The 23,759-nt window shown below is 37.8% G+C and carries 18 protein-coding genes; 7 read left to right on the forward strand and 11 right to left on the reverse strand.

Annotated features, from left to right (window positions below; all coding sequences use genetic code 11):
• Positions 1–83: 83 nt before the first annotated feature.
• The 6 genes from PQ459_08945 (at position 84) to PQ459_08970 (ending at position 7,835) form a co-directional block, all read left to right on the forward strand.
• Positions 84–3,239: a hypothetical protein gene (locus PQ459_08945; protein WDF48592.1), complete on the forward strand. Its 3,156-nt coding sequence runs from the start codon at positions 84–86 to the stop codon at positions 3,237–3,239.
• 19 nt (positions 3,240–3,258) lie between these two features.
• Positions 3,259–3,792 (forward strand): hypothetical protein, encoded by a 534-nt coding sequence (locus PQ459_08950; protein WDF48593.1) that lies wholly within the window; start codon positions 3,259–3,261, stop codon positions 3,790–3,792.
• Positions 3,793–4,157: 365 nt separating this feature from the next.
• Positions 4,158–5,495 (forward strand): tetratricopeptide repeat protein, encoded by a 1,338-nt coding sequence (locus PQ459_08955; GenBank protein ID WDF48594.1) that lies wholly within the window; start codon positions 4,158–4,160, stop codon positions 5,493–5,495.
• A 9-nt stretch (positions 5,496–5,504) separates the two neighbouring features.
• Complete coding sequence (locus PQ459_08960; GenBank protein ID WDF48595.1) at positions 5,505–6,950, forward strand: hypothetical protein; 1,446 nt, start codon at positions 5,505–5,507, stop codon at positions 6,948–6,950.
• A gap of 110 nt (positions 6,951–7,060) precedes the next feature.
• Positions 7,061–7,534: a transposase gene (locus PQ459_08965; GenBank protein ID WDF48596.1), complete on the forward strand. Its 474-nt coding sequence runs from the start codon at positions 7,061–7,063 to the stop codon at positions 7,532–7,534.
• Entirely contained in the window at positions 7,518–7,835 is a 318-nt protein-coding gene (locus tag PQ459_08970; GenBank protein ID WDF48597.1) for a helix-turn-helix domain-containing protein, read from the forward strand. Before PQ459_08965 ends, PQ459_08970 begins: the two co-directional genes overlap by 17 nt.
• A 7-nt stretch (positions 7,836–7,842) precedes the next feature.
• Here the strand turns inward: PQ459_08970 and PQ459_08975 are convergent, their stop codons facing one another.
• The 11 genes from PQ459_08975 to kduI all read right to left on the reverse strand — a co-directional run bounded on the left by PQ459_08975 (position 7,843) and on the right by kduI (position 19,671).
• Positions 7,843–8,763: a glutaminase gene (locus tag PQ459_08975; GenBank protein ID WDF48598.1), complete on the reverse strand. Its 921-nt coding sequence runs from the start codon at positions 8,761–8,763 to the stop codon at positions 7,843–7,845.
• Positions 8,764–8,928: 165 nt separating this feature from the next.
• Positions 8,929–10,542, reverse strand: a complete 1,614-nt coding sequence (locus tag PQ459_08980) for an altronate dehydratase family protein (GenBank protein ID WDF48706.1) — start codon at positions 10,540–10,542, stop codon at positions 8,929–8,931.
• Between the two features lie 205 nt (positions 10,543–10,747).
• The gene (locus PQ459_08985; GenBank protein ID WDF48599.1) at positions 10,748–12,205 is read right to left on the reverse strand and encodes a tagaturonate reductase; all 1,458 of its coding nucleotides are present in this window, start codon (positions 12,203–12,205) and stop codon (positions 10,748–10,750) included.
• A gap of 5 nt (positions 12,206–12,210) precedes the next feature.
• Positions 12,211–13,740 (reverse strand): MFS transporter, encoded by a 1,530-nt coding sequence (locus PQ459_08990; protein WDF48600.1) that lies wholly within the window; start codon positions 13,738–13,740, stop codon positions 12,211–12,213.
• Between the two features lie 30 nt (positions 13,741–13,770).
• Positions 13,771–14,436, reverse strand: a complete 666-nt coding sequence (locus PQ459_08995; protein ID WDF48601.1) for a bifunctional 4-hydroxy-2-oxoglutarate aldolase/2-dehydro-3-deoxy-phosphogluconate aldolase — start codon at positions 14,434–14,436, stop codon at positions 13,771–13,773.
• 5 nt (positions 14,437–14,441) lie between these two features.
• The gene (locus tag PQ459_09000) at positions 14,442–14,891 is read right to left on the reverse strand and encodes a YhcH/YjgK/YiaL family protein (GenBank protein WDF48602.1); all 450 of its coding nucleotides are present in this window, start codon (positions 14,889–14,891) and stop codon (positions 14,442–14,444) included.
• 11 nt (positions 14,892–14,902) lie between these two features.
• Positions 14,903–15,907, reverse strand: a complete 1,005-nt coding sequence (locus PQ459_09005; protein ID WDF48603.1) for a sugar kinase — start codon at positions 15,905–15,907, stop codon at positions 14,903–14,905.
• Positions 15,908–16,021: 114 nt separating this feature from the next.
• Entirely contained in the window at positions 16,022–16,369 is a 348-nt protein-coding gene (locus PQ459_09010) for a cupin domain-containing protein (GenBank protein ID WDF48604.1), read from the reverse strand.
• Positions 16,370–16,586: 217 nt separating this feature from the next.
• On the reverse strand, positions 16,587–17,990 hold the full coding sequence (uxaC, locus tag PQ459_09015; protein WDF48605.1) for a glucuronate isomerase: 1,404 nt from the start codon (positions 17,988–17,990) through the stop codon (positions 16,587–16,589).
• A gap of 56 nt (positions 17,991–18,046) precedes the next feature.
• On the reverse strand, positions 18,047–18,832 hold the full coding sequence (locus PQ459_09020) for a gluconate 5-dehydrogenase (GenBank protein WDF48606.1): 786 nt from the start codon (positions 18,830–18,832) through the stop codon (positions 18,047–18,049).
• A 2-nt stretch (positions 18,833–18,834) separates the two neighbouring features.
• Positions 18,835–19,671, reverse strand: coding sequence for a 5-dehydro-4-deoxy-D-glucuronate isomerase (kduI, locus tag PQ459_09025; GenBank protein ID WDF48607.1), 837 nt, complete (start codon positions 19,669–19,671; stop codon positions 18,835–18,837).
• Between the two features lie 795 nt (positions 19,672–20,466).
• Between kduI and PQ459_09030 the strand changes: the two genes are divergently transcribed.
• On the forward strand, positions 20,467–23,751 hold the full coding sequence (locus tag PQ459_09030) for a TonB-dependent receptor (protein ID WDF48608.1): 3,285 nt from the start codon (positions 20,467–20,469) through the stop codon (positions 23,749–23,751).
• The last annotated feature ends 8 nt before the right edge of the window (positions 23,752–23,759 follow it).

A 23,759-nucleotide genomic window follows, 5' to 3' on the forward strand; every position in this document is an offset into this window, starting at 1 on the left:
AAATATCAAAAACTTAATTCCTCCTTGTTTTTTCTTCAGTTGATACTGTAAGAACAGGATTTCTATTACACAAATTCGACCAAATGAAAAAAAATATCTTCATAATGCTGATGTTGATCTTTACAGCATTATCATACAAATCACAGACACCTAACTTGATTGGTAATTATGTCTATTCCACTAAAGGGGCTGGAGCTGCAGGAGTTCCTGCTTTTAATTATGATATTCCTGCTGGAAAAAATAGAGTTATGATTGTAGCTGCCTATTTTGAAAGGGATCACGGAGCCGCAAAAGGAAGCAACTATCCGGGATCAAATGCAGACAATGTTCCTCAGTTAAGAATTGGGACAAGTAATCTTACTTATCATTATTATACATATCAGTATTATGGCAGTGACAGTGGCTATCCTAACACTGCTTACATAAGTTCTTCGCTATTTTCCTATGTGATGAGAGATAGTGACAATCTTCCAACCGGAAGCACCAGTTTTTCATTTCCTGCAATTTCCAGTAAGCCTCCGTACAGTGGTGGTGATGATGTGATTATAAGTGTTGCTGTTTTTGAAAATGCAGGTCAATCTACAATCTCATCTAGTTTGATCGGTAACGGTATTGTCTCGCCGGCATACTCTTCCTCTTTTTCTCCATTTTCCTCAACTGCTCCGGCAGCTCCTGTAGGAACTTTGCAGACTAACATAGTCTATTTAGCTAATGGTGCCATCACACAAGAAAGTAATTTAAGCAACTCTGCAGGCTGGATAGATATTAATTCCCTAAGTGTCAATAATCCGTTGGGAAATAATTACTCTACTTTTCCTAGTGGTGGCGGCTACAAACCTGTGAACGAAGCTGATGGTGTTGCTATGAAAACTGTTTATCGCACAGGTGTCACTGGAAATCCTAGTATCAATTTTTCAAGAACATCTAGTACTCAGATTCTGAGTTTTCTTGGTAGAATCACGCCTATACTTCCTTTAGCACGCCCAGCTGTTTCCGGTACAGTTTACAGAGATCAAAATGGGAATAGCATCATAGACGGAGATGGAACAAGCAGTGGCGTATGGAACAATGGGATTCCACTTTATGTCAATGCAATAGATACCAACGGTAAAGTAATTGCCACCACTGCTGTGAATACGAGTAATGGTACCTTCACTTTTCCGGTAGGTGGAAATTTAATTGAGAGAGAAATTGTGAAATTTCAGTTATCAAAAAATCAAGGCATTGTAGGGCAGAATGCACCAATTAAAGAACTTCCAAATGGTTGGACAACAGTAGGCGAAAGTATTGCTAGTGGTACAAGCGATGGATCAGCCGATGGTGAATTTACACTTACCATAGGAACAGCCAGTAGTCCTAACTTTACAACAAACCGTTTTGGTGTTGCAACTTGTTCTGCAGGTGCGTTTGAGCCATCCATCAATGCTGCCACTAATTATTCTACAGCCAACTCATCATATAACATTCCTTGCGGAGCTACCACAGCCAACCTAAGTTCTTTGACTGCATCAAACAAACCTACACCATCTACAGTTACTTTGACATGGCACACTGCTACACCAGCGACAACTGCAAACAAGATTAGTAATGTTACGGCTTTAACTGGCACTACAAAATATTACGCGTCATTTTTTGATTCGGTTAATAACTGCTATTCTCCCACCAAAGAAGTAATTGTCTATGCTCCAATTTGCTCAGCCAATGATAATTACGCCGGTACGCCAATCACTTACGGTGTAGGGGGAACGTTGCCAAATATTTTTGCTAATGACACCTACAACGGAACTACTGTAACATTACCATTAACAAATATCAGCTTTAAAGAAGTCGTATGGGTAGGTATGAATGCGCAGGTAAGTGTAAGCAATGGAACGCTATACATTCCACCAACCACGCAACCTGGCATCTACACGTACACTTACAGTATTACAGATTTGGATGCAGATGGGGTAGAGGATAGTAATATCAGTTATTCTACAGTAACTTTCAGGGTTGTGCCTGATTCTGACGGCGATGGTATTAATGACGATCAGGATGTAGATGATGATAATGACGGTATTCTGGATACAGTAGAATGCAGCAATACAGTTGCAGATTTGTTTGCTGTTTTTCAAGCAAACGGTTTTATAGATCTTGTACCATCAGATTTTGGATTAGCCTTGAATGAAAGAAATCAAAATGTAAGCAAAGATGTAAGTGATAAGTTTGGATATCCTGTAAATTCTGGAGCGGTGATTGTTTCTATTTTAAATGCTTCGGTACATCCGACACAAGATCATTGGTGGACAAAAAATGGAGAAAAGCCATCTATCTGGAATATTACTGGAAAGCTGAGCGCCTTCGTTCTGCTATCTCAAAACAATGAGTATTTTGGAAATGACAGCAAGAGCATTTATGGATACACTGGTCCATTGATTCCTATCACCGCGCCTGCTGGTTTCGTCAATCAGACAGCTGTAGCGGGACAATGGGGAATTACCGAAACACAAACAGAGAAGACATTGTCCCGTCTCAACTCTACAAGCGCATTAGCAAACTGGAGATATGTTGATCTTAATTTTGGAAGTAAGTCTTTTGGATTCTCAACAACTACTACAGTCGCAAATCCAACGTATGTTGTGAGAATGTATCTGGAGTGTGATTCGGATGGAGATGGAATCCCAGACAGACTGGATCTTGATTCTGATGCAGATGACTGTGCCGATGCATTTGAAGGTGCGGCAGATGTAAATCTTTCACAACTTGTTACAGCTGGTAGCTCTCTTTCAGGAGGCAGTACATCTGTTTATAAAAATCTTTGTGGTGGCAAAACTTGTGTAAGTACCAGCGGAAGTAATATTGGATTGCCTCAGCTTTCAACACCACTTCCGTCTGGATACAGCAATACAACTGGGCAAAGTGTAGGAGATTCTAAGAATGGCGCTATAAAGGGTTGCTATTGTGTACAGCCGCCGTCTGCAGGAACACCAGAGCCTACCAAGGTAGGAATCTCAGTGCAGCAAAAACAAGCAGGATGGCCGGAGAATATCCCGAATGGTCATATTGTATTGGAATCCAAACAAAAAGGTCTCGTCATCACCAGAGTTCCACACGTCAGCTTCGTTCCTCAGACTACAGATTCTATTGCCTCTCCATTTGCAGGGATGTTGGTTTATGATATCAAGGATTCTTGTGTGAAATTATTCAACGGAATCAATTGGAACTGTATCAAGAGAAGTTGTAACGATGTAAGCAATTAATTTTTAAAGATTAAACAAAATGAAAAAAATAATATTCATAACTCTTTTGAGCTTAATTATAACTAATTCAAACGCACAGGTTGCAATTGGCAAACCAGATGTTACGAATGCAAGTGTAATTTTGGAATTTGATAATAATGATTTAAATAAGAAAGGAATCATCCTCTCTGCCGTAGAAAATCTTAACAATGTTTTGAGTACTACAAATCCAGCATCAAACAACGGGACTTTCGTCTTTGACAGGAATGATGACAAAGTTAAAATGTATGAAAACAATGGCTGGGTCAACCTAAGCGATCCTGGTAGTGAGACGAAAATTACGCCCAACACTTCGGCAGAAACATCCAGCAATCAGGGCGTTATCATAGGATCAGCAACGAGTACTGCAAAAGGTGTTTTGGTTTTGGAAGCCGAAAATAAAGCAATGATTCTACCTTGGATCCAACATCCAAGTACAAATGTAAAAAATCCTTATCCTGGGATGATGTGCTACGATACAGCAAGCAGAACACTGGCAGTATTCGACGGCTCTGTTTGGAATTACTGGAAATAATTTTTTTGTGTGTTTATTTCCACAGTCCTCAGAATTTTTATAGTTCTGGGGATTTTTTTCTTAATATAATACTGGAAAATCTTAATTTTGTACTTAATTAAAAATAACCAATACCTACTTATTCATTGTGATAAATCATTTAATTAATGATTTTGAAGAATATTTTTTCATTATAATAAATCTGTTTAAATTTCTTTGTAATCCCAGAGTGTTGGGTGCTTAGCAGAAAAATTAATTTATAAAAGATTTATAGAAAACATCCCAATTTGAAAACAGTTATGCGAAATTACATACTGATAATATTATTTTGTTTACCGGTTTTTTTTTCTTCGCAATACTCGAAGAAACAGATAGATTCTATAAAAATGCAGGTTTTCCAGCTTAGGAAAGAAGGTCACTTGGAAGAGGCATTAGAACTATACAAGAAAGTTTTAAAAGAAAATAAAAATTCTATTGATAAAAAAGAGTTAGTGAATATCTATGTCCAGAGCGGAAATATTCTCTCTAATCTTTCTAGAATCAAAGAAAGTTTTGAATACCTGGAACGTGCTATGGAAAGCAATCAGGAACTTCAGGATACAGAGATCGCCGCCAGAATCTATGGTGAATACGGGCGAAATTACATGGCTCTTGGTTTCAATCAGAAGGCAATAGAATATTTTACGAAAGGTATTGATCTTAGCAGGAATATCGTAGATGCTAAAGCTAGGAATACTGTATTGCAATATTTGTACAGTACGAGAGGTGTCATTTATGAAGAAAGTAATCAGCTGGATGCCTTGTATCAGGATCTTCACAGTGCGTACAAAGTCATTCCCGATACGTATTCTGCATCACGGCTTGCAAAATATTTTACGGTTCACCGTGAGAATCTGGATTCGGCAAAGTTTTATCTGAAAAAAGGAGAGGAAATGTTCAGCACGGGTAAGTTTCCTATTTTTCAAAAATCGATTTTGCTGAGAAGCTATGGGCGGTTTTATTTTCAAAAGAAAAATTACGAGAAAGCCATTTCATATTACAAACAATCTCTCGCTATATCAGAAGAATTAAACAAACCGAAAGACATCAAAGATACGCACAAGTTGCTATATGAATCTTATAAAGCTGTAAACGATGATAAAAATGCGGGTGAAAACCTGGAACAATATTCTAGGATCAGTGACAGTCTGTCCAGTGAGCACAAGAAAATTCAGGAGACACCGATAAAGCATATCCTGAAAGAGAAGCAAGAAGAAGTGATCGAGAAAGAGAGAAGTTATCTGTTTATATTTTTCATTATTTTTGTGCTCATTATTGTAGCAGTCTATCTTGTTTTGAAAAGAATTTCAAAATTTAATAAAAAAGAAAAGCAGGAGATCATATCCGAAAATGAAACAAAAACACAGGAACTGAAGCTAAAAGTCAATGAATCTTTTGATGAAGTCATTCAGCTTGCTAAAAGTAACAGTCCCGAGTTTTGGGGGAGATTCCAGGAAGTTTATCCGGATTTTAGAACCAAATTATTATCGCGTAATCCCGATCTCAAACCTTCCGAACTTACTCTCAGTGCTTACATCTATCTTGGATTTGCAACAAAGGACATAGCTGAATACACTTTTAAGGCAGTCAAAACAATTAAAAATAATAAGTACAACCTGAGAAAACGATTGGATATTCCCACAGAACATGATTTTACAATCTGGATAAGAAATTACCTCAGTTAAATAGAAATAATGGTTAAGAAAATATTCATAATATTCCTTTTTTGTCCTGTCATACTATTTTCACAGTTATCGAAGGTAGAGATAGATTCTTTGATTTTTCATGTCTCAAAGCAATTACGCTCGGATGCGAAATACGAGGAACTCATCCCCATCAGCAAAAAAATCATACAACAGTCCAAAAATATTAAGTATACCAGAGGAGAGGCGTGGGGCTACAGCAGATTGGGAAATGCGCTTTGTACGTTGGGAAACTACAAAGAGAGTCTGAGTGCTTTGGAAAAGGCGGATCAATTATCAAAATCTATAGATGACTACAGCCTGAAAGCATCAATTGCTACAGAAACCGGCAGGAATTACAATGAGTCCAAACTTTCGGAAAAACAAGCGATCGATCAGTTTACCGCGGCAGAAGGTTTTGCGAAAAAAATCTCAGATAAATACGACCGAGACAGCTATCTCCTCTACGCCTACCAAAGTTTACTGTCGGCATACAGCAATATGAACAGAAATGACATTGCAATCAAATATGCATGGAAGTCCAAACAAATAGAGGAAGATGCCTACACCTTGTCATTCATTACATATTATCATATTAAAGAAAATAAAAATAATGACTCTATTGTCCATTATCTCAACAGATCGACTGCATTTCTAGACAAACATCCAACTTATACTTTTGAAAAAACAATTCTCTACAACCAGTGGGGAAAGTATTACGAAGATCATAAGGATTACAAAAAAGCGGCTGAATTCTACAGCCAAGCAGAGAAATTTGGAAAAGACAGTAAGGCGATAGACGAGCTTCTAAAGTCATTTTCTGGTTTGTCCCGATCTTATGAAAAGTTGAATGATTATGAAAAGACAATCAAGTACGAGAGACAATTTTCTAGACTGCAGGACAGTATTACGAAAGCTAATAATGCTAACGTAAATAATTCTGTCGATCATATTGTTAAAAATAAAGAAGAAATCCATGCAGAGAAAGAATCTGTCTTGAAATGGATTATCATAATCGTTCTCATTTTAATTGCAATCATTATTTTGTTTCTGATTGTCAATCGTAAGGAAAATCAGAAAAAATCGAAACTCCTGACAGAGAAAGACAACGTTCTTCACCAGAAAGAAGAGGAAACGCAGGAACTCAAATTGAAAGTCAATGAGTCTTTTGAAGAGGTCATTCAACTTGCGAAAAGTAACAGTCCGGAGTTTTGGGGAAGATTTCAGGAGGTGTATCCGGAGTTTAGAACCAAGCTTCTGTCAGTCAATCCAGATCTGAAACCGTCTGAACTTACACTCAGTGCCTACATTTATCTTGGATTTGCCACGAAAGATATAGCGGATTACACTTTTAAAGCAGTTAAAACGATTAAAAATAATAAATACAATCTGAGAAAACGATTGGACATTCCCACCAAGGATGATTTTACGATTTGGATGAGAGATTTTATCAAATAACTTATCAAATACCTTAAAATATTGATTTCGGGTACTTCTTGGGACTCGGTTTTTTTTGATAATTCGCGCAGGTTTAGTTTTTTTGTTGGAATTAATTCTAATAACCAACTATGTCCTCTGATTCCTCAGACCGAATTCTCAACTTCAAAAATATCCATATCGGCAGTTTTCTGAAACAAAGAGTTTTGGAATGCGAAATTGATGATCGCAGAATCTGTAATTTTCTGAAATGCACAGAAAATGAACTACGCCTGATGTACGAACAGCAAAGTCTAGATTCTGAGATTTTGTTGAAATGGAGCAAACTTTTATCCTACGATTTTTTCAGGCTTTATTCCCAGCACCTGATTTTCTATTCTCCACCAAGCAAAGTTTCTCAGGACCAGACAGCTAAAAAATCTGATCTTCCGGCTTTCAGGAAGAATATCTACACGCAAGAGGTGATAGATTTTATCTTGGAACAGATCAATTCCGGGGCAATGACAAAAAGCAAAGTGATGGAGCATTACAACATTCCACGGACGACTTTGTACAAATGGATCGAAAAACACAAACCAAAACCAAGTGATGAAACCGAATTATAAAAACATCTACACAGACATTCTTCTGAAAAAGTTTCCGCATAAACAGCAGGATTGTCTTTCAATTTTAAACAAAAAAGATCTTTCTGATCTGGACGTGATAGAACTCAATATCAAAATATTTGGTAAGAAAAACAAAGAAGCAGAGCGTCAAAATCAAAAATACAGATCTTACAATGAAACCACTATTCTCGAAATTCTGGATTACAAAAAGAAGAATAACCTGAATGATTCTCAGCTAGCAAATCATTTCAAACTAAGCCGCAACACGGTTGCCAAATGGAAAAAAGTGTTTGTCGTTTGATCTCAATTTAAAAAATAGATTCTTCGGTTGCTGTGGTAAAAAGTTCCAGAAACTTCATTCCGCGGTAAGAATTCCCTTTTGGATTCAGCTTTGGACTCCAGACCGTGATGACATATCTGCCTGGAAATAATGCTGTAATTCCGCCGCCAACACCACTTTTACCAGGAAGTCCAACCCGAAAAGAGAATTCGCCAGACTCATCATAGAAACCACACGTTTGCATAATGGCATTCACTCTTTTGGTTTGGCTTTTGGTCAAGATCATTTTATGGTCTGATATTTTTCTGCCGCCATTGGCCAAAAAGCTAAAAGCATGGCACAATTCCATCGTATTCATTTCTACTGAACAGATCAGGCTGTAAAGATTTAGGACTTCATCCGGATTGTTTTTAATGTTCCCAAAAGATTTGATAAAATTACATAGCGCAGCGTTTCGGTAACCAATATTCAGTTCACTTTCCGCTACAGTTTCTGAATAGTTGATAGTTTCCGAGTCTGTGATATCTCTCACAAAAGTCAAAAACGCTTTCTTTGGATCTTCGAACAAGTCGATCAGAATGTCAGAAATAACAAGTGCACCAGCATTAAGAAAAGGATTTCTGGGAATTCCCTGATCAGATTCCAATTGAACTAGAGAATTAAACGGATTCCCAGACGGTTCCACGTCGACGCGTTCCCAGATCTTCTCGCCCGTGCGGCTATAAACTAGGCAGAGTAGGAGAACTTTAGAAATGCTTTGGATAGAAAATCTGGTTTGATAATCACCATAGCTGTAGTTTTCTTCATTTATGAGCTTGATAGAAACAGCAAATTGATCAGGGTCAATATTGGCAAGCTCCGGGATATAAGAAGCCACTTCGCCAGGATTTTCTTCATTTTTGATCTGATGAAAAATAGTCTCGATGATAGTCTGATAGTGCTGAGTCATTTTCTAAATTAAGTTCCCAAATGTATGAATTAGATTAACCCATCATCAAATTTTTATATCAAATTTTAAATCTAATACCTTAAACGTAATTTCTAATACCTCAAACAAAAAGAGCACTCTTCGAAAAGAATGCTCTTTAATAAAAACCTTAAAAATTCAAAAAAATTATAATGACACCCCTCGTTTCCAAGGGATAAAGACATCCTGTTTCAGTTGGTCTGCTTTCGTTTCTACGTTTCCGCTCGCCAATTCGATGATGTAATCTACGATCTCCTCACCAACTTCCTGAATGCTTTTTTCGCCCGTGATCACAGTTCCTGCATTCACATCGATGATGTCCGACATTCTGTTAATCAATGCCGTGTTAGAAGAGATTTTCACAACTGGTGCGATCGGATTTCCCATTGGATTTCCTAAACCTGTGGTGAATAGAACAACTGTTGCACCAGATCCTACCAATCCTGTGGTACATTCGGCATCATTTCCTGGCGTGTTCAAAAGATTCAGACCTGGTTTCGAAATATATTCACCGTAATCCAAAACATCTACGATTGGTGCAGTTCCACCTTTTTTGGAAGCACCTGCAGATTTCATCGCGTCAGTGATCAATCCATCTTTGATATTTCCTGGTGATGGATTCATATCAAATCCTGAACCTGCATCTACAACAGATTTTTCAAAAGCTTTCATTAATGATAAAAACTTGTCTGCTTTTTCTTCGTCCACGCATCGGTTCATCAATTCTTGCTCAACGCCACACAATTCCGGAAATTCTGCCAAGATTGTTTTTCCGCCCAACGCTGCAAAAATATCGGACACAACGCCCAAAGCTGGGTTGGCAGATATTCCTGAGAATCCATCGGATCCACCGCATTCCAAACCAATACTGATCTTCGAAACTGGCGCAGGCTGACGCTCGATTTTGTTGGCTCTTTTGATGGCTTCGAAAGAATCTTTGATCACCATTTGGAACATCTTATCTGTAGTTCCGATTTTCTGTTGTTCGAAGACCAAGATTTCCTTGTCGCTGTTCGGACTCATTTCTTTCAAAGCATTTTGAAAAATATCAACCTGAAGATTCTGACAGCCTAAACTCAAAACTGTTGCACCAGCTACATTAGGGTTGTTTACATAACCTGCGAGCAACTTTGCCAACAGTTCCGAATCTTGTCTGATACCACCACAACCACCTTGGTGATTGATGAATTTGACTTCGATATTGTCCAGAAGATTCTCATTTCTTGAGTTGTCTTCTATCTCTGCGATGTTTTTTTCCTCAATCAAAGAGCGTAGGAAGTTCTTGTAGGAAACCTCTTTCTTCGGTAACAATTCGTTTTCGAAAATATCTTTCAGCTTCTCGATGTTCTTGTTTTCACAAAACACCAATGGGAAAAACAACCAGACATTTTTGGTTCCAACTTGCCCGTCAGAACGGTGATAACCATTGAACGTCTTGTCTTTCCAACGGTCAACATTTGGTGGCGTCCAGCCAAGATTTCCAGTCTTTTTGAAAACCGGTTCACTCTGGTGCTTCACATTTTCAGTCGTGATCACTTCCCCTTTTTGGATGGCTTGATTGGCTTTCCCAACCACAACACCATACATTATGATTTGGTCGCCAGCTTCAAAATGTTCTCCAGCGAATTTATGTTTAGCTTTTGTATCCGTTAAAACTTGGTATGGCGTTCCGTCTAGATCAACGATTTCGCCAGCGTAAAGATCCATCAGCGCTACAACAACGTTGTCTTTTGGATTTACTTTTAATACTTTTTTCATAATTTTTAAGTATTTTAAAAATTAATTGTTTGTCATTTAATAATTATTTGGGCAGCTATTTCCGTCTTCCGTTCCCAATTGTCATTCTGAGGTTCTCGAAGAATCCGCTCAAGCCGGGCTGCATTCGATTTGTAAATCATTTGATTTATTCAGATTGACAGCAATTTATCAATTTTGTCAGGCTGAGGTTCTCGAAGCCAAATAAATACTATTGAATGAAATTCTTATAACCTTCCTCAATCCCTTTGGAATCGATTGCACTCAACGCTTTGGTCACAGATTCCAATAGTCCTTGAACTTCTGTAAGATCCTGATCCCAGAAACTTATTTCAGACAAAGCTGCTTTTGCCACTTCTCCAAGATCATTAGTCGCCCAGATCTCGTTGAATCTTTTTACAACTGGCGCATCATCCATCACTGGAAGTTGTTTTCCATTGAATTCACCTTGGTAGAATCTAATCAATGCGGCAAGAGCAAACGTCAGGTTTACAGGCAATTCTTTTTTATCTTCAACATATTGCAACAAACTTGGCAATACTCTCACTTTGAATTTCGCAATTGAGTTCAACGCAATGCTAGAAAGCTGATGTTTCAAAAATGGATTTCTGAATCTGTCAAAAACTTCCTCAGCGAAAGCCGTCAATTCTTCTTTTGATAAATCTAAAGTTGGAATGATTTCGTTATAAACCGTATCGCTGATCCATTTTCCAGCGAAATCTGCGTCGATGGCTTCTTTCACAGTTTCTTTTCCGTCAAGTATAGAGAATGCCAACATTGCGGTGTGAGCACCATTTAGGATTCTTACTTTTCTGGTTCTGTACGGTGTGATATCATCAACAATCAAAACCTGATCATCAATTTTATCAAAAGGTATCTTCGCTTTCAATTTGTCATCACCTTCAATCACCCAAAGTAAGAATGCTTCGCAAACTACCATCAAGCTATCATCATAATCAAATTTAGCTTCGTATTCGTCTTTTTCTTCTCTTGGATATCCAGGTACGATTCTGTCCACCAATGTGTTGTGGAAAGAGTTGCTGTTTTCTACCCAAGCAGAGAAACCTTCTTCAAGATTCCAAAGTTGAGCATATTGAAGGATATATTTTTTTAATGTCAATCCATTATTCTCGATCAATTCGCACGGAATGATGTGAAGACCTTTGTCATCAGCACCATTGAAGTATTTGAATCTTTCGTAAAGGAAAGCAGTCACTTTTGCAGGGAAATTTTTGTGAGGTCCAGCTTCCAAAGAAGTTTCGGACTCGTCAAAAGCAATTCCTGCCTCAGTTGTATTGGATAAGATGAATTGTAAATCTTCCCCTTTCGCTAGATCTAGATATTCTTGATAATGTTCGTAAGGACTCAAAGATCTTTGAATTGCGGAGATCACGCTTTGGTCGTCCACAATTTGACCTTTCTTCACACCTCTTACAAAAAGAGTGTAAAGGTTGTTTTGCTCTTCCAGCATATCCACAAGTCCACCTTGTGTTGGCTGAACAACGGCAACTCCAGCATTGAAACCAGCTTCTTTGTTCATCTTGTCAATCAAGTAATCAACAAAGGCACGCAAGAAGTTTCCTTCTCCAAATTGTAAAAATTTTATAGGTAGTTTCTCAGTTAATGCTGAGTTTTCACGGCTAAGTTTTTGTTTTGTCTGATATTCCATTTTCTTTATTCTTTAATGATTTTGTAAGTTGGAACCAATGATTTCATTACAAACCATGCAATCAAATAAGCGACTGCACAGAATGAGAAAATAATCATATATCCTTTGTCGATGCCGTCTACAACCACGGCACCAGATTTTTGTAATTGTGCAAAAAAACCTTCCGGCAAACGTTGATCTGCATATTGGGGGAATTTTTCCAAAAGTGGAACGCCATCCACAGTCGTCCAAGCTTTGTGCGAATAATCGAACAATAGACCAGAACTTTTATTGATAATTGTAGAACCGATTCCGCCTGCCAATCCACCAATTCCTGTAATGGTCGCAATTGCTTTTTTAGGGAACATATCACCAACAGTGGAGAAGATATTCGCGGACCAAGCCTGATGCGCCGCACCTGCAATACCAATGATCAGTACTGGGAACCAGTAAGAGACTTTACCTGTAGATTGTGCCAATAATGCCAACAATGGGAAGAATGCGAAGATCAACATCGCTTTCATACGACCAGAATAAGGGTTCATTCCTTTCTTTTCTACAAAGTAAGTCGGAAGCCAACCACCAACGATGGATACCAAAGTAATCATATATAGAACGAACAATGGAAATGCACTCTGCGTACTGTCCATTCCGTAAACTGAACTTAGATAAGCTGGTGTCCAGAAAAGGTAAAACCACCAAACGCCATCTGTCATAAACTTTCCAAAGACAAAAGCCCAGGTCTGTCTATATTTGAAACATTGCGCCAACGTAAAAGTTGTTTTTGGCTGAGACAAATCTTCTATGATTGTAGTATCGATATCTTGATTGATGTAATCCAATTCACCTTGATTCACTTTCGGATGCTCGTGTGGTTTTTTGTAGTAGAAAATCCAAATTCCCATCCACAAAAATCCTAGGGCACCAATGATGATAAACGCCATCTCCCAACCTAAAGCCTGCGCAATAAAAGGAATAGAAATCGGCGCCGCAAGCGCTCCAACCGTTGCACCAGCGTTGAAAATACTGGTTGCCAAAGCTCTGTCTTTTTTAGGGAAATATTCTGCCGTAGTTTTGATGGCCGCAGGGAAGTTTCCAGCTTCACCAATGGCCAAGATCAATCTTGCAAAAATGAATAAGGCAACACTTACGTTGATCACTCGGGAAATATCTTTAACTGTGGCAATGTTGTGTTTTGCACCTTCAAAACTTACAAACCAATCGCCTAATATGATCCCAGATGTCGCGATCCCACAAAACGCGTGTAAAACTGCACCCACAGACCAAACTCCGATTGCCCAAAGAAAGCCTTTTTTGGTGTCCATCCAATCCACAAATTTCCCTGCGAAGATCATACTTGCAGCATAGAAAATCGAGAACAATGCGGTGATGTTACCATAATCATTATTGTCCCAATGGAATTCTGGTGCAATAAAATCTTTCCAAGTCAAAGATAGAACTTGCCTGTCCAGATAGTTTACCGTAGTTGCCAAGAAAAGCAAACCAACGATGGTCCATCTGAAAGTGGTCGGTTTTGTGGTTGTAGATTGATTCATATTTGAATGATTTGGTTGTGTTTTTTATTTTTAAGAAGCTTTTATCGATTTGATGATCTCTAAAACTTTTTTGGTTTCGTTTTCTATGGTGGCATAGTCTTTTGAAGCCATCAATTCTTTGCTTACTAATTTGCTTCCCATTCCAACAGCAGAAACACCAGCTTTGAACCAGCTTTCGATGCTTTCTTTGGTGGTGTCAACACCGCCGGTTGGCATAAAAACTAAATTAGGAAACACGTCTTTTATCGCACTCATAAAACCTGGACCTAAAGCATTTCCCGGGAATAGTTTCACGAAAGTCACGCCTGCATTTTCTGCTGCGATGATGTCTGTTGGCGTCATACAACCTGGGCTGTAAAGCAAATGTTTGGAGATCAAAAATTCTGCAACTTCGGGTACAAATCCTGGACTGATAAAGAAATCTGCGCCAGCTTTTACATAAGCATCTGCCTGCACCAAATTCTTGATTGTTCCGATTCCTAAAAGCATTTCTGGCATTTCGGCATTTCTCAATTCTACCATTTTGGTGAAATTCGAAAGTGCGTTTTCGCCTCTGCTTGTATATTCTACAGCACGGATTCCAGCTCTGTAAAGCGCTTTCAGTATGTCGAGAGTTACCGTTTCGTCAGCGTTGTAATACAAAGGCAAAATACCTTGGTTGATGATGGCATTGGTAACTAATTGAATCTTTGTCATTTTTCTTAAATTTTTACTTTAAAAACTATTTTTCTAATAAAGCCGTTTCCAATCATCGGTGCGTGGACATCATTTGGATAAAAAATAGCAAACTGATTATCGTTTAATTGGAAAAACATATCTGGATCATCATTGTAAAAAAGAACATCTTTTTCTGCATTGTATTCTCCGATTGGGTTTGTGCATTTTTGCCTTGGTTTCCAACCCATATTTTCTATTCCCTTCAGACAAATTTGAATATCGATATTTTGATTATGACATTCGAATTTGGAAAGACTTTCTTCTTTTGTTTTGGCCATTTCATCAAAAACAATCATTCTAAGATCTTCCTGAATCTCTGTAACTCCAACTTCTAAAGAATCTAAATTCTTGTTTTTTAAATAGTCGAAAGCTTTTTCAAATAATGGATTTAGCAAAAAATATTGAGAAGCATTTTCTAATGTATCTATGATCATTTTTTTCTAAATTATCTCTTTATTCTTCCGCCCTTGTCGCCATTCATCACATCCAAAATGTCAGAAGCGCTACAATGGTTGATGTCGCCAGGAACCGTGTGTTTAATCGCACAAGCGGCGTTTCCAAACTTAAGAGCAGTTTCATCATCAAAGTTTAATAGACCATAGATCAAACCTGCAGCGAACGCATCGCCAGTTCCGATTCTATCTACAACTTGAAGGATTTCGATTGGTTCAGATTCGAAGTACGTTTCGTTTGCCCAAGCTCTTCCTTGGGTTTCCTGAGTACTTGCGCTGGCACCGACTCTCACTTTGTCAAATATCTTTTTGATAGATGGCATTTGCTTTTGAAACTCTTTACAAGCCTCGATGAAACTGTCTTTATCAGAAGAGAATTTTGTTCCGATGATCTCGTTGATCTCATTCACGCCACCGATAAAAATAGTGGAGTAGGACACCAATTCTTTCAAAACTTCGAAGCCTTCTTTTCCATATTTCCAAAGGTTGGAACGGTAAGCTGGGTCAGCAGTGATTTCGATTCCTTTTTCGTTGGCAGTTTTCAAACCTTGTTTCAAAGCGATGTAAGCACTTTCCGAAATTCCGGGAGAGATTCCTGTCCAATGGAAATAGTCTGCACCTTCCAAGGCTTTTTCCCAGTCGATCTGGTTTGGATTGATATTTGCAAATGAACCATTCAAACGGTTGTAAGCAATTCTGGAAGCACGAACAGAAGAACCAACTTCAAGAAAATACAATCCCAAAGGATGCTCGTTTTTTGCAATGTGAGTGGTATCTATGCCATAACTTTTGATGGATGAAATGGCTGATTCTCCAACGAAATCATCAGAAACAACGCTCACGTGTTTTACGTCACAACCCATTGTCGCCAGTGACGCCGCAACGTTCAGTTCTGTGCCTCCGAAAAAGAATTCCATCTCGTTGCTTTGCTTCATCATCCTGTTGTTGGCAGGTGACAATCGCATAATCACTTCTCCAAAGCTTACTACTTTGCCCATTAATCTAAATTTATTTTAAGAATCAAGATACAAGAATCGAGATTCTGGATTTTGTTATTTAATAGGATTTTATCCTACCTTTTTGTTAAATCATCCCTTTGGGACTTTGTTGATTTATTTAATAAAATCTTCTCTGTGCGGGCTGAAAACATCAACCAAGATTCCGTCTTCGAGACAGACAACACCGTGAACAATATTTGAATGTACGAAAAATGAATCACCTTTTTTTAAGGTTGTTTTTTCTTCGCCGATGGTCACTTCGAAACTTCCTTCAGAAACGTAAGTTACCTGAATGTGTGGATGTTGATGTGCATAGCCAATTCCTCCTTTTTTGAAACGAACATTCACCATCATTACAGAATTGTCGTAGCCAACAATCTGTCGGTCGATGTATTCATCTATTTTTTCCCATTCTGTAGAATCGGATTTGTAGAATGTTTGTGGTGTATGTTCTGTTTTCATTTTTAATTTTTTAGAATCGAGATTCAAGATGTGAGAATCAGGATTTTTCTTTTTTAACAGCGAATCACTCGCAGCCCGACTTGAGCGGAAATCCTTTTTTGCTTTTACTTAAGTTCTATTTGAACTGAAATCGTCTGCAAAAAAGATTGGGAGCGGAAGGCGGAAATAGCTGCCCAAATCTTTATTTTATTTCCTTCGAGAGCCTCAGGATGACAATTTAAAAAGTGAAATAGTCTTTTGCATTGTTATAACAGATGTCCGAAACTATTTTTCCTACTAAATCCATATCTTGTGGAAGTTCTCCAGACTCGATCTCGTTTCCTAACAAGTTACATAAAACTCTGCGGAAATATTCGTGTCTTGGGAAAGAAAGGAAACTTCTGGAATCCGTTAGCATTCCAACGAAAGTGCTGATCAATCCCATATTTGAAAGGGCGTTCAGTTGTTTTTCCATTCCATCTTTCTGGTCCAAAAACCACCATCCGGAACCAAATTGTACTTTTCCTTTCACAGAACCATCGTTGAAATTTCCAATCATCGTTGCCATAATTTCGTTGTCGGCAGGATTTAGATTGTAGATGATGGTTTTTGTCAATTTATCTTTGGAATCCAAGGTGTTAAGGAATCTTGAAAGATTCGCCGCCTGACTGAAATCGCCGATAGAATCCCAACCTGTGTCTGGTCCAAGAACTTTCAGCATTCTTGCATTGTTGTTTCTCAACGCGCCCAAATGATATTGCTGAACCCAACCCAAAGAATGGTAAGTTTCTCCTAAAAACAAAAGAATCGCTGTTTTGAATTGCTCAATCTGATGTGCTGTTAAGGCTTCTCCTTTTCTCTTCGTTTCGAAAATCGAGTTGATCTCTGAATCTGTGAACGTTTCGAAAGAGATATTGTTCAATCCGTGATCACACAATCTGCAACCGTTTTCGTGGAAAAACTGGATTCTTTTGTTCAAAGCGTCCTGCAAATCTTGGTAAGAATTGATTTCAATACCTGCAGATTCGCCTAATTTATCGATGTAAGCATTGTAATCTTCGTTGTCAATCAAAATCGCTTTATCAGGACGGAAAGCCGTGCTAACTTTGATTCCGATGTTGTTCTGTTTGATTGTTTGATGATATTCCAAAGTGTCAATCGGATCTTCTGTCGTACAAACTGTTTCCACATTTCTCATTTTCAACAAGCCGTGAACAGATTTTTCCGGTGTCTGAAGTTGAGCTGATACATTTTCGTAAACTTCGTCTGTATTTTTTTCACTTAGCAAGTCATAAACGTCAAAATATCTTGCCAATTCCAAATGCGTCCAATGGAACAAAGGATTTCTCAAAGTATTCGGAACTGTTTTTGCCCACGCGGCGAATTTTTCTTTGTCAGAAGCGTTTCCAGTGATGAATTTTTCGTTCACGCCCATCGTTCTCATCGCTCTCCATTTGTAATGGTCGCCACCGATCCAGACTTGAGTAATGTTTTCAAACTGACGGTTTTCTGCGATCTCTTTTGGAGGCAAGTGGTTGTGATAATCGATGATCGGCTGTTTTTCTGCAAAATTGAAATACAACTCTTCAGCGAATTTATTTTTTAGTAAAAATGTATCTGTGATAAATGGTTTTGTACTCATAACGAGATTTTTGTTGATAGACTAAGAGATAATAGACGAATAGATGATAGACCGATTTATTCGTTTGAAGGTTTTCCGATGGTTGCTAAGATTCCGCCATCAACGTAGATGATTTGTCCGTTGATGAAATTACTGGCTTCTGAACCTAAGAAAATAGCGGTTCCGGCAAGATCTTCTGGATTTCCCCAACGACCTTCCGGTGTTCTGCTGATAATGAACTCGTTGAAAGGATGGCCGTCCACTCGGATTGGTTCGGTCTGAGAAGTTGCAAAATATCCAGGACCGATTCCGTTCACTTGGATGTTGTGTTTTGCCCATTCTGTCGCCAGATTTTTGGTCAGCATTTTCAATCCGCCTTTTGCAGAAGCGTAAGCCACGACGTTGTCACGGCCCAATTCGCTCATCATAGAACAAATGTTGATGATCTTTCCAGCTCTTCTTTTGATCATATTTCTCGCCACCAATTGTGACATAATGAAAGGTCCAGTCAAATCTACGTCGATCACTTTTCTGAAATCAGAAACTTCCATTTCCAGAGCTGGAATTCTTTTGATAATTCCAGCATTATTGATAAGGATGTCGATCTGTTTGTGATTCGATTCGATCTCTGCTACTTTTTCAGAAGCTTGTTTCTCATCGGTCACATCAAAAATATAACCTGTTGCTTTGAAACCTTTTGATTGATAGTATTTGATAGCTTCTTCCAATTTGGAAGGAGTTGTACTTGTCACCACAAGTTCTGCACCTGCCGATCCCAAACCTTCTGCCATTGCCAAACCAAGACCGTGTGTTCCACCGGTAATTAAAGCTACTTTTCCTGTTAAGTCGAATAAATTTGTCATAATTATTTTAATTCGTCAGTTTTTACGGCATCCATATCGCCATAATCCATATTTTCTCCTGCCATTCCCCAAATAAAACTGTAGTTGGAAGTCCCAACACCAGAGTGGATAGACCATTCCGGAGAGATCACTGCATCTCTGTTTTTCAGGAAAATGTGACGTGTTTCTGTCGGTTGCCCCATAAAATGTGAGATCGTTTGCCCTTCTTCCAGATCGAAGTAGAAGTAAGCTTCCATTCTTCTGGTGTGCGTGTGAGAAGGCATTGTGTTCCAAACGCTTCCTTCGTGCAGTTCGGTCATTCCCATTTGAAGTTGGCAAGTTTCCAGAACGCTGTTCACAATTAATTTGTTGATGGTTCTTCGGTTTGCATATTTTGCATCGCCTAATTCTACGATCTCCGCTTCATCTTTTGTAATTTTCTTAGTTGGAAAAGCGTGGTGAGCTGGCGCAGAATTGATATAGAAATATGGTTGTTCGCCGTTTGAAGCTTCGAACGTTACTTCCTTGTTTCCTTTTCCTATATATAAGGCCTCCTTATTATTAAGTTCGTAAACTGTTCCGTCCACAGTTACTTTTCCTTTCCCGCCAACGTTGATGATTCCTAATTCTCTTCTTTCAAGGAAGTAAGGCGCTTTCAATTCATCGATAGTTTCTAAAGTTAGAGCCTGATCAACTGGCATAATTCCACCAACGATCAAACGGTCGTACATTGTGTAAACCAATTTGATCTGGTTTTCTACGAACAAATCGTTGATTAGAAATTCTCTTCTAAGGTCTTCTGTTGTGTAATTTTTGGCATCGTTTGGATGATGCGCATATCGGAATTCTGATTGAGTCATTTTAGTCTATATAATGTGAACAAATAATTAACGCTGTGTAATCGATTGCATTGATAAATATGCAATTTGGCACAGCAAATAATTTTTGTAAATATAAATATAATTTTCAACTGGGAAACAAAAATTTAAATTTAATTTTAAATGTTTAAAATACAGTGTTTTATATGTTGTTTTCGTAATTAAAGTTACTGAAAATTGCTTTTTTTTATCAATTATTTTTGCCCATAATAAGAAAAATCTGTGCAATTTTATAAAAGTTGTTGCTCAGAGAATAATCTTTCACAAAATAAGATTATTATTGTTTTAATAATTTGTAAATCAGATGTTTATGTTTTTGTTATCTTATTTTATGTCATAATATTTAAGTAATTCTCCAAAATACTAGTTTTAACATAAAAAAAAGTAGATTTTGCCAAAACACAGAATGTTAAGTTAATTTTTGGTTAATTAAAATGATCGTTTTTTCTGTGAATAATGATTTTAATCATCATTATGAAGTGTTAAAAATTGTTAATTTATCCATTTGATATCTTCGTTTGTTGTTTCATTATAGTAAATAAATAACTAATATTCAGTTGTTTATGTCTATTGATCCAATCTGAGAAATTGCTATGTTACATTAATATTAATAAAATATTTATTTTTTTTATTTGCCAATTAGAAAATAATCTTAGTTTAGTCGAGTTAAGAAATCGTTAAAAAATACGTGCAATCGATTGCATCTTTTAAGACAATTTTTTTGATACTATATATAAGTAAAAAAAATATTACTAATTATAAAACTAAAAAATATCTATGAGTGGTTTAAAACTAGGTATTCAAAGTGCTTTTATTAAAACGACGATCGCATCAGTCTTTTTATTACCGGCATTTGGTTTGGCTCAAGAGTTAATTAAGGTTTCCGGGAAGATCACTGATCAGAACAAGCCTGTACAGAATGTAGAAATTTCAGTGAGAAATTCGAAGTTTTCTACAATGACGAATAAAGCTGGACAGTATGAACTGAATGTACCTAAAAATGCAACCCTTGTAATCAGATCAAAAGGATTTGAGGAGCAAGAGGTAGAAGTGAATGGACAAACCGTTATCAATGTTGCATTGGCAAAGTATGACGGAAACAAAGAAAAGAATATTGATGAAGTTGTACTAGTTGGTTACACAACCGTTTCTAAAAAAGATGTTACCAACTCGATTGCTTCTGTAAAAGGAGAACAGTTAGCTGATATGCCTGTAAACAGTGCAGCGGAAGCAATCCAGGGAAGAATGGCCGGAGTACAGGTGACTTTTGGAGAGGGTTCTCCTGGGTCCGATCCTGAGATTAAAGTAAGAGGTGGAACTTCCATAACGCAGGATAACGCACCGTTGTACATTGTAGATGGAATCCAGATGGATAATGCACTATCACTCATCTCACCTAAAGAAATAGAATCGATAGAGGTTTTGAAAGATGCTTCGTCTACTTCCATTTACGGTGCAAGAGGAGCAAATGGAGTAGTCCTCATCACGACAAAAAGTGGTAGGAAAAATACGAAAACAAACGTCAACTACAACGGTTATACTGGTGTTCGTACCATTGCAAAAACTTTGGACGTGATGAATCCTTATGACTTTGTACAGTATCAATATGAATTGTACAACAAAGACGGTTATCAAGAACAAATTGATAAATTCATTAGCTTATATGGCGTTTACAATGAAGTAAGAGATGCTAATGGAAATATAATTGATCCAGGAATCAACAGATACAAAACCATCCAGGAGAGAAATTGGCAGGAGGAAGTTTTCGGTAAGGAAGCATTCAACTTTACGCACAACCTTAATATCTCTGGAGGTAATTCTAATTCAGCATTTACATTATCATTAAACCACGTTGAGGAAGATGGTATTATGATCAACTCTGGCTATAAAAGAAATATGGCCAATTTCAAATATGATTTTGATATCAGCAAAAAATTGAAAGTCGGATTGACAGCAAGGTACAGTCAAACCTTCATCAATGGTGCAGGAACTACAACTGCAGGCTCACAAAGTACAAACAGACTTAGAAACGTGATCCGATACAGACCTTTTGAAAACGGAATCAGTGCAGGAACAGGTTCTGATGAGTTTGATACAGATGATTTCGCAACTACCAACTTGGTGAATCCGGTATTATTATCTAATAACGAAATCAAGTACAATAATACCGATAACTTATTCCTAAATGGTGTTATTACATATAACATTATCAAAGATTTAACTTTCAAAAGTGTGATTGGATATGTGCAGAATGATCAGGAGATTAAGCAATTTTCCGGTCCTAAAACATATCTATCAAGAATCAATTCTGATATGTCCGTTGCACAATTAACAAACACACAGACAAGAAGAATTACCAATACCAATACGCTTGCCTACAAGAAAAAAATTGGTGATCATAAAATGGATTTCCTTTTAGGTCAGGAGATTGTGCAGACAGATGGTAACAAGCTTGATATGAATATCAAATGGTTGCCTACATCACTTTCTCCGGCACAGGCGTTTGCAAATATTCAATTGGCGATGCCACCTGCAGGAATGATCCAGGATGCGCCTGCTACAACTACTACGGTTGGCAGATTGGCTTCTTTCTTTGCAAGAGCTAACTATATTTATAACAACAAATATATAGCAACAGTCTCTGTAAGAAGAGATGGATCCAACTCTTTCGGACCAAATAACAGATGGGCTAATTTTCCATCAGCATCATTGGCATGGAAGATTGGGGAAGAGAATTTCCTTAAGGATTCCAATATGATCAATGATCTAAAACTACGTATCGGTTACGGACAATCTGGAAATGACAGAATTGCCGCTTTCCTATATGATACTTTCTACACACCATCTAGCCAGTACGGTTACACGGGAGGTACAGGTATCATCACAGGTTCTGCGCCAGGAAATATTATGGCAAATCCTAACATCAAGTGGGAGGCGACAGTTTCTAAAAATGTTGGTTTAGACTTTACTGTATTCAATAAGAAAGTTTATGGTGCTATTGATGCTTACATCACGGATACAAAAGATTTGTTGTTATTAGCAAAAATTCCTCAAACATCTGGATATGAATACCAATATCAGAATTCTGGGAAAACACAGAACAAAGGTTTGGAATTTAGTTTAGGAGCAATCATCGTTGGTAATGAAAACTTTACCTGGAAAACAGATTTCAACGTTGCTGCAAACAAAAACGTGATAAAAAGCTTAGGTTCATTAACTGAGTCAGGTACGGATTACTATTTGGTACCATCTGGATGGGTGAACAATTTATTTGATTTCAAAGTTCAGGTAAATCAGCCAGTCGGGATGTTCTACGGCTATGTGACAGAAGGAAGATATGAAATCAGTGATTTTGATTTCAATCCCGCAAACAATACTTACAAATTGAAAGCAGGCATTCCATCTACCAGTTCTGTAGCATTAGGAAACAGAGTAGTGCAACCCGGAGATTTGAAGTTGAGAGATTTGAATGGCGATGGCATCATTGATACGAAAGATCAAACTGATCTTGGAAATGCTCAGCCGAAGTTTTATGGTGGTTTCAACCAGACTTTCAAATACAAGAATTTTGATATGAGCTTATTCTTCAACTTCTCGGTAGGGAATAAAGTTTATAATGCAAACAAGATAGAATTTACCACCAAATACCAATACACAGATCAAAACATGCTGGCCGAGATGGCTGACAGATGGAAGTGGTTTGGTGCAGATGGCGTGAAGGTAACAGATCCGACTGCTTTAGCGGCACTCAATGCCAATACAACGATGTGGACTCCTACAGGAGGTAACTATTTTTTACACTCGTATGCAATCGAGGATGGTTCTTTCTTAAGGCTGAACAACGTCACTCTTGGTTACTCACTACCAAAAGATGCTTTGTCTATGCTTGGGATTAGCAACCTTAGATTATACGCTACAGCTAATAATGTTTTTACAATTACCGGTTATTCAGGATATGATCCGGAGGTGAGTACTAGAAAAAGTACACTCACTCCAGCAGTGGACTACGCCGCTTTTCCACGAAGCAGATTTTTCTTAACAGGTGTTGATATAACTTTTTAATTCAAAAA

This window comes from Chryseobacterium sp. KACC 21268 (assembly GCA_028736075.1).
Lineage (GTDB): Bacteria > Bacteroidota > Bacteroidia > Flavobacteriales > Weeksellaceae > Epilithonimonas.

Excerpts from the sequence above, each read along its gene's own strand:
- PQ459_08945 (WDF48592.1), top strand. The coding sequence starts at position 84 with ATGAAAAAAAATATCTTCATAATGCTGATGTTGATCTTTACAGCATTA.
- PQ459_08950 (WDF48593.1), top strand. The coding sequence starts at position 3,259 with ATGAAAAAAATAATATTCATAACTCTTTTGAGCTTAATTATAACTAAT.
- PQ459_08955 (WDF48594.1), top strand. The coding sequence starts at position 4,158 with ATGCAGGTTTTCCAGCTTAGGAAAGAAGGTCACTTGGAAGAGGCATTA.
- PQ459_08960 (WDF48595.1), top strand. The coding sequence starts at position 5,505 with ATGGTTAAGAAAATATTCATAATATTCCTTTTTTGTCCTGTCATACTA.
- PQ459_08965 (WDF48596.1), top strand. The coding sequence starts at position 7,061 with ATGTCCTCTGATTCCTCAGACCGAATTCTCAACTTCAAAAATATCCAT.
- PQ459_08970 (WDF48597.1), top strand. The coding sequence starts at position 7,518 with ATGAAACCGAATTATAAAAACATCTACACAGACATTCTTCTGAAAAAG.
- PQ459_08975 (WDF48598.1), bottom strand. The coding sequence starts at position 8,763 with ATGACTCAGCACTATCAGACTATCATCGAGACTATTTTTCATCAGATC.
- PQ459_08985 (WDF48599.1), bottom strand. The coding sequence starts at position 12,205 with ATGGAATATCAGACAAAACAAAAACTTAGCCGTGAAAACTCAGCATTA.
- PQ459_08990 (WDF48600.1), bottom strand. The coding sequence starts at position 13,740 with ATGAATCAATCTACAACCACAAAACCGACCACTTTCAGATGGACCATC.
- PQ459_08995 (WDF48601.1), bottom strand. The coding sequence starts at position 14,436 with ATGACAAAGATTCAATTAGTTACCAATGCCATCATCAACCAAGGTATT.
- PQ459_09000 (WDF48602.1), bottom strand. The coding sequence starts at position 14,891 with ATGATCATAGATACATTAGAAAATGCTTCTCAATATTTTTTGCTAAAT.
- PQ459_09005 (WDF48603.1), bottom strand. The coding sequence starts at position 15,907 with ATGGGCAAAGTAGTAAGCTTTGGAGAAGTGATTATGCGATTGTCACCT.
- PQ459_09010 (WDF48604.1), bottom strand. The coding sequence starts at position 16,369 with ATGAAAACAGAACATACACCACAAACATTCTACAAATCCGATTCTACA.
- uxaC (WDF48605.1), bottom strand. The coding sequence starts at position 17,990 with ATGAGTACAAAACCATTTATCACAGATACATTTTTACTAAAAAATAAA.
- PQ459_09020 (WDF48606.1), bottom strand. The coding sequence starts at position 18,832 with ATGACAAATTTATTCGACTTAACAGGAAAAGTAGCTTTAATTACCGGT.
- kduI (WDF48607.1), bottom strand. The coding sequence starts at position 19,671 with ATGACTCAATCAGAATTCCGATATGCGCATCATCCAAACGATGCCAAA.
- PQ459_09030 (WDF48608.1), top strand. The coding sequence starts at position 20,467 with ATGAGTGGTTTAAAACTAGGTATTCAAAGTGCTTTTATTAAAACGACG.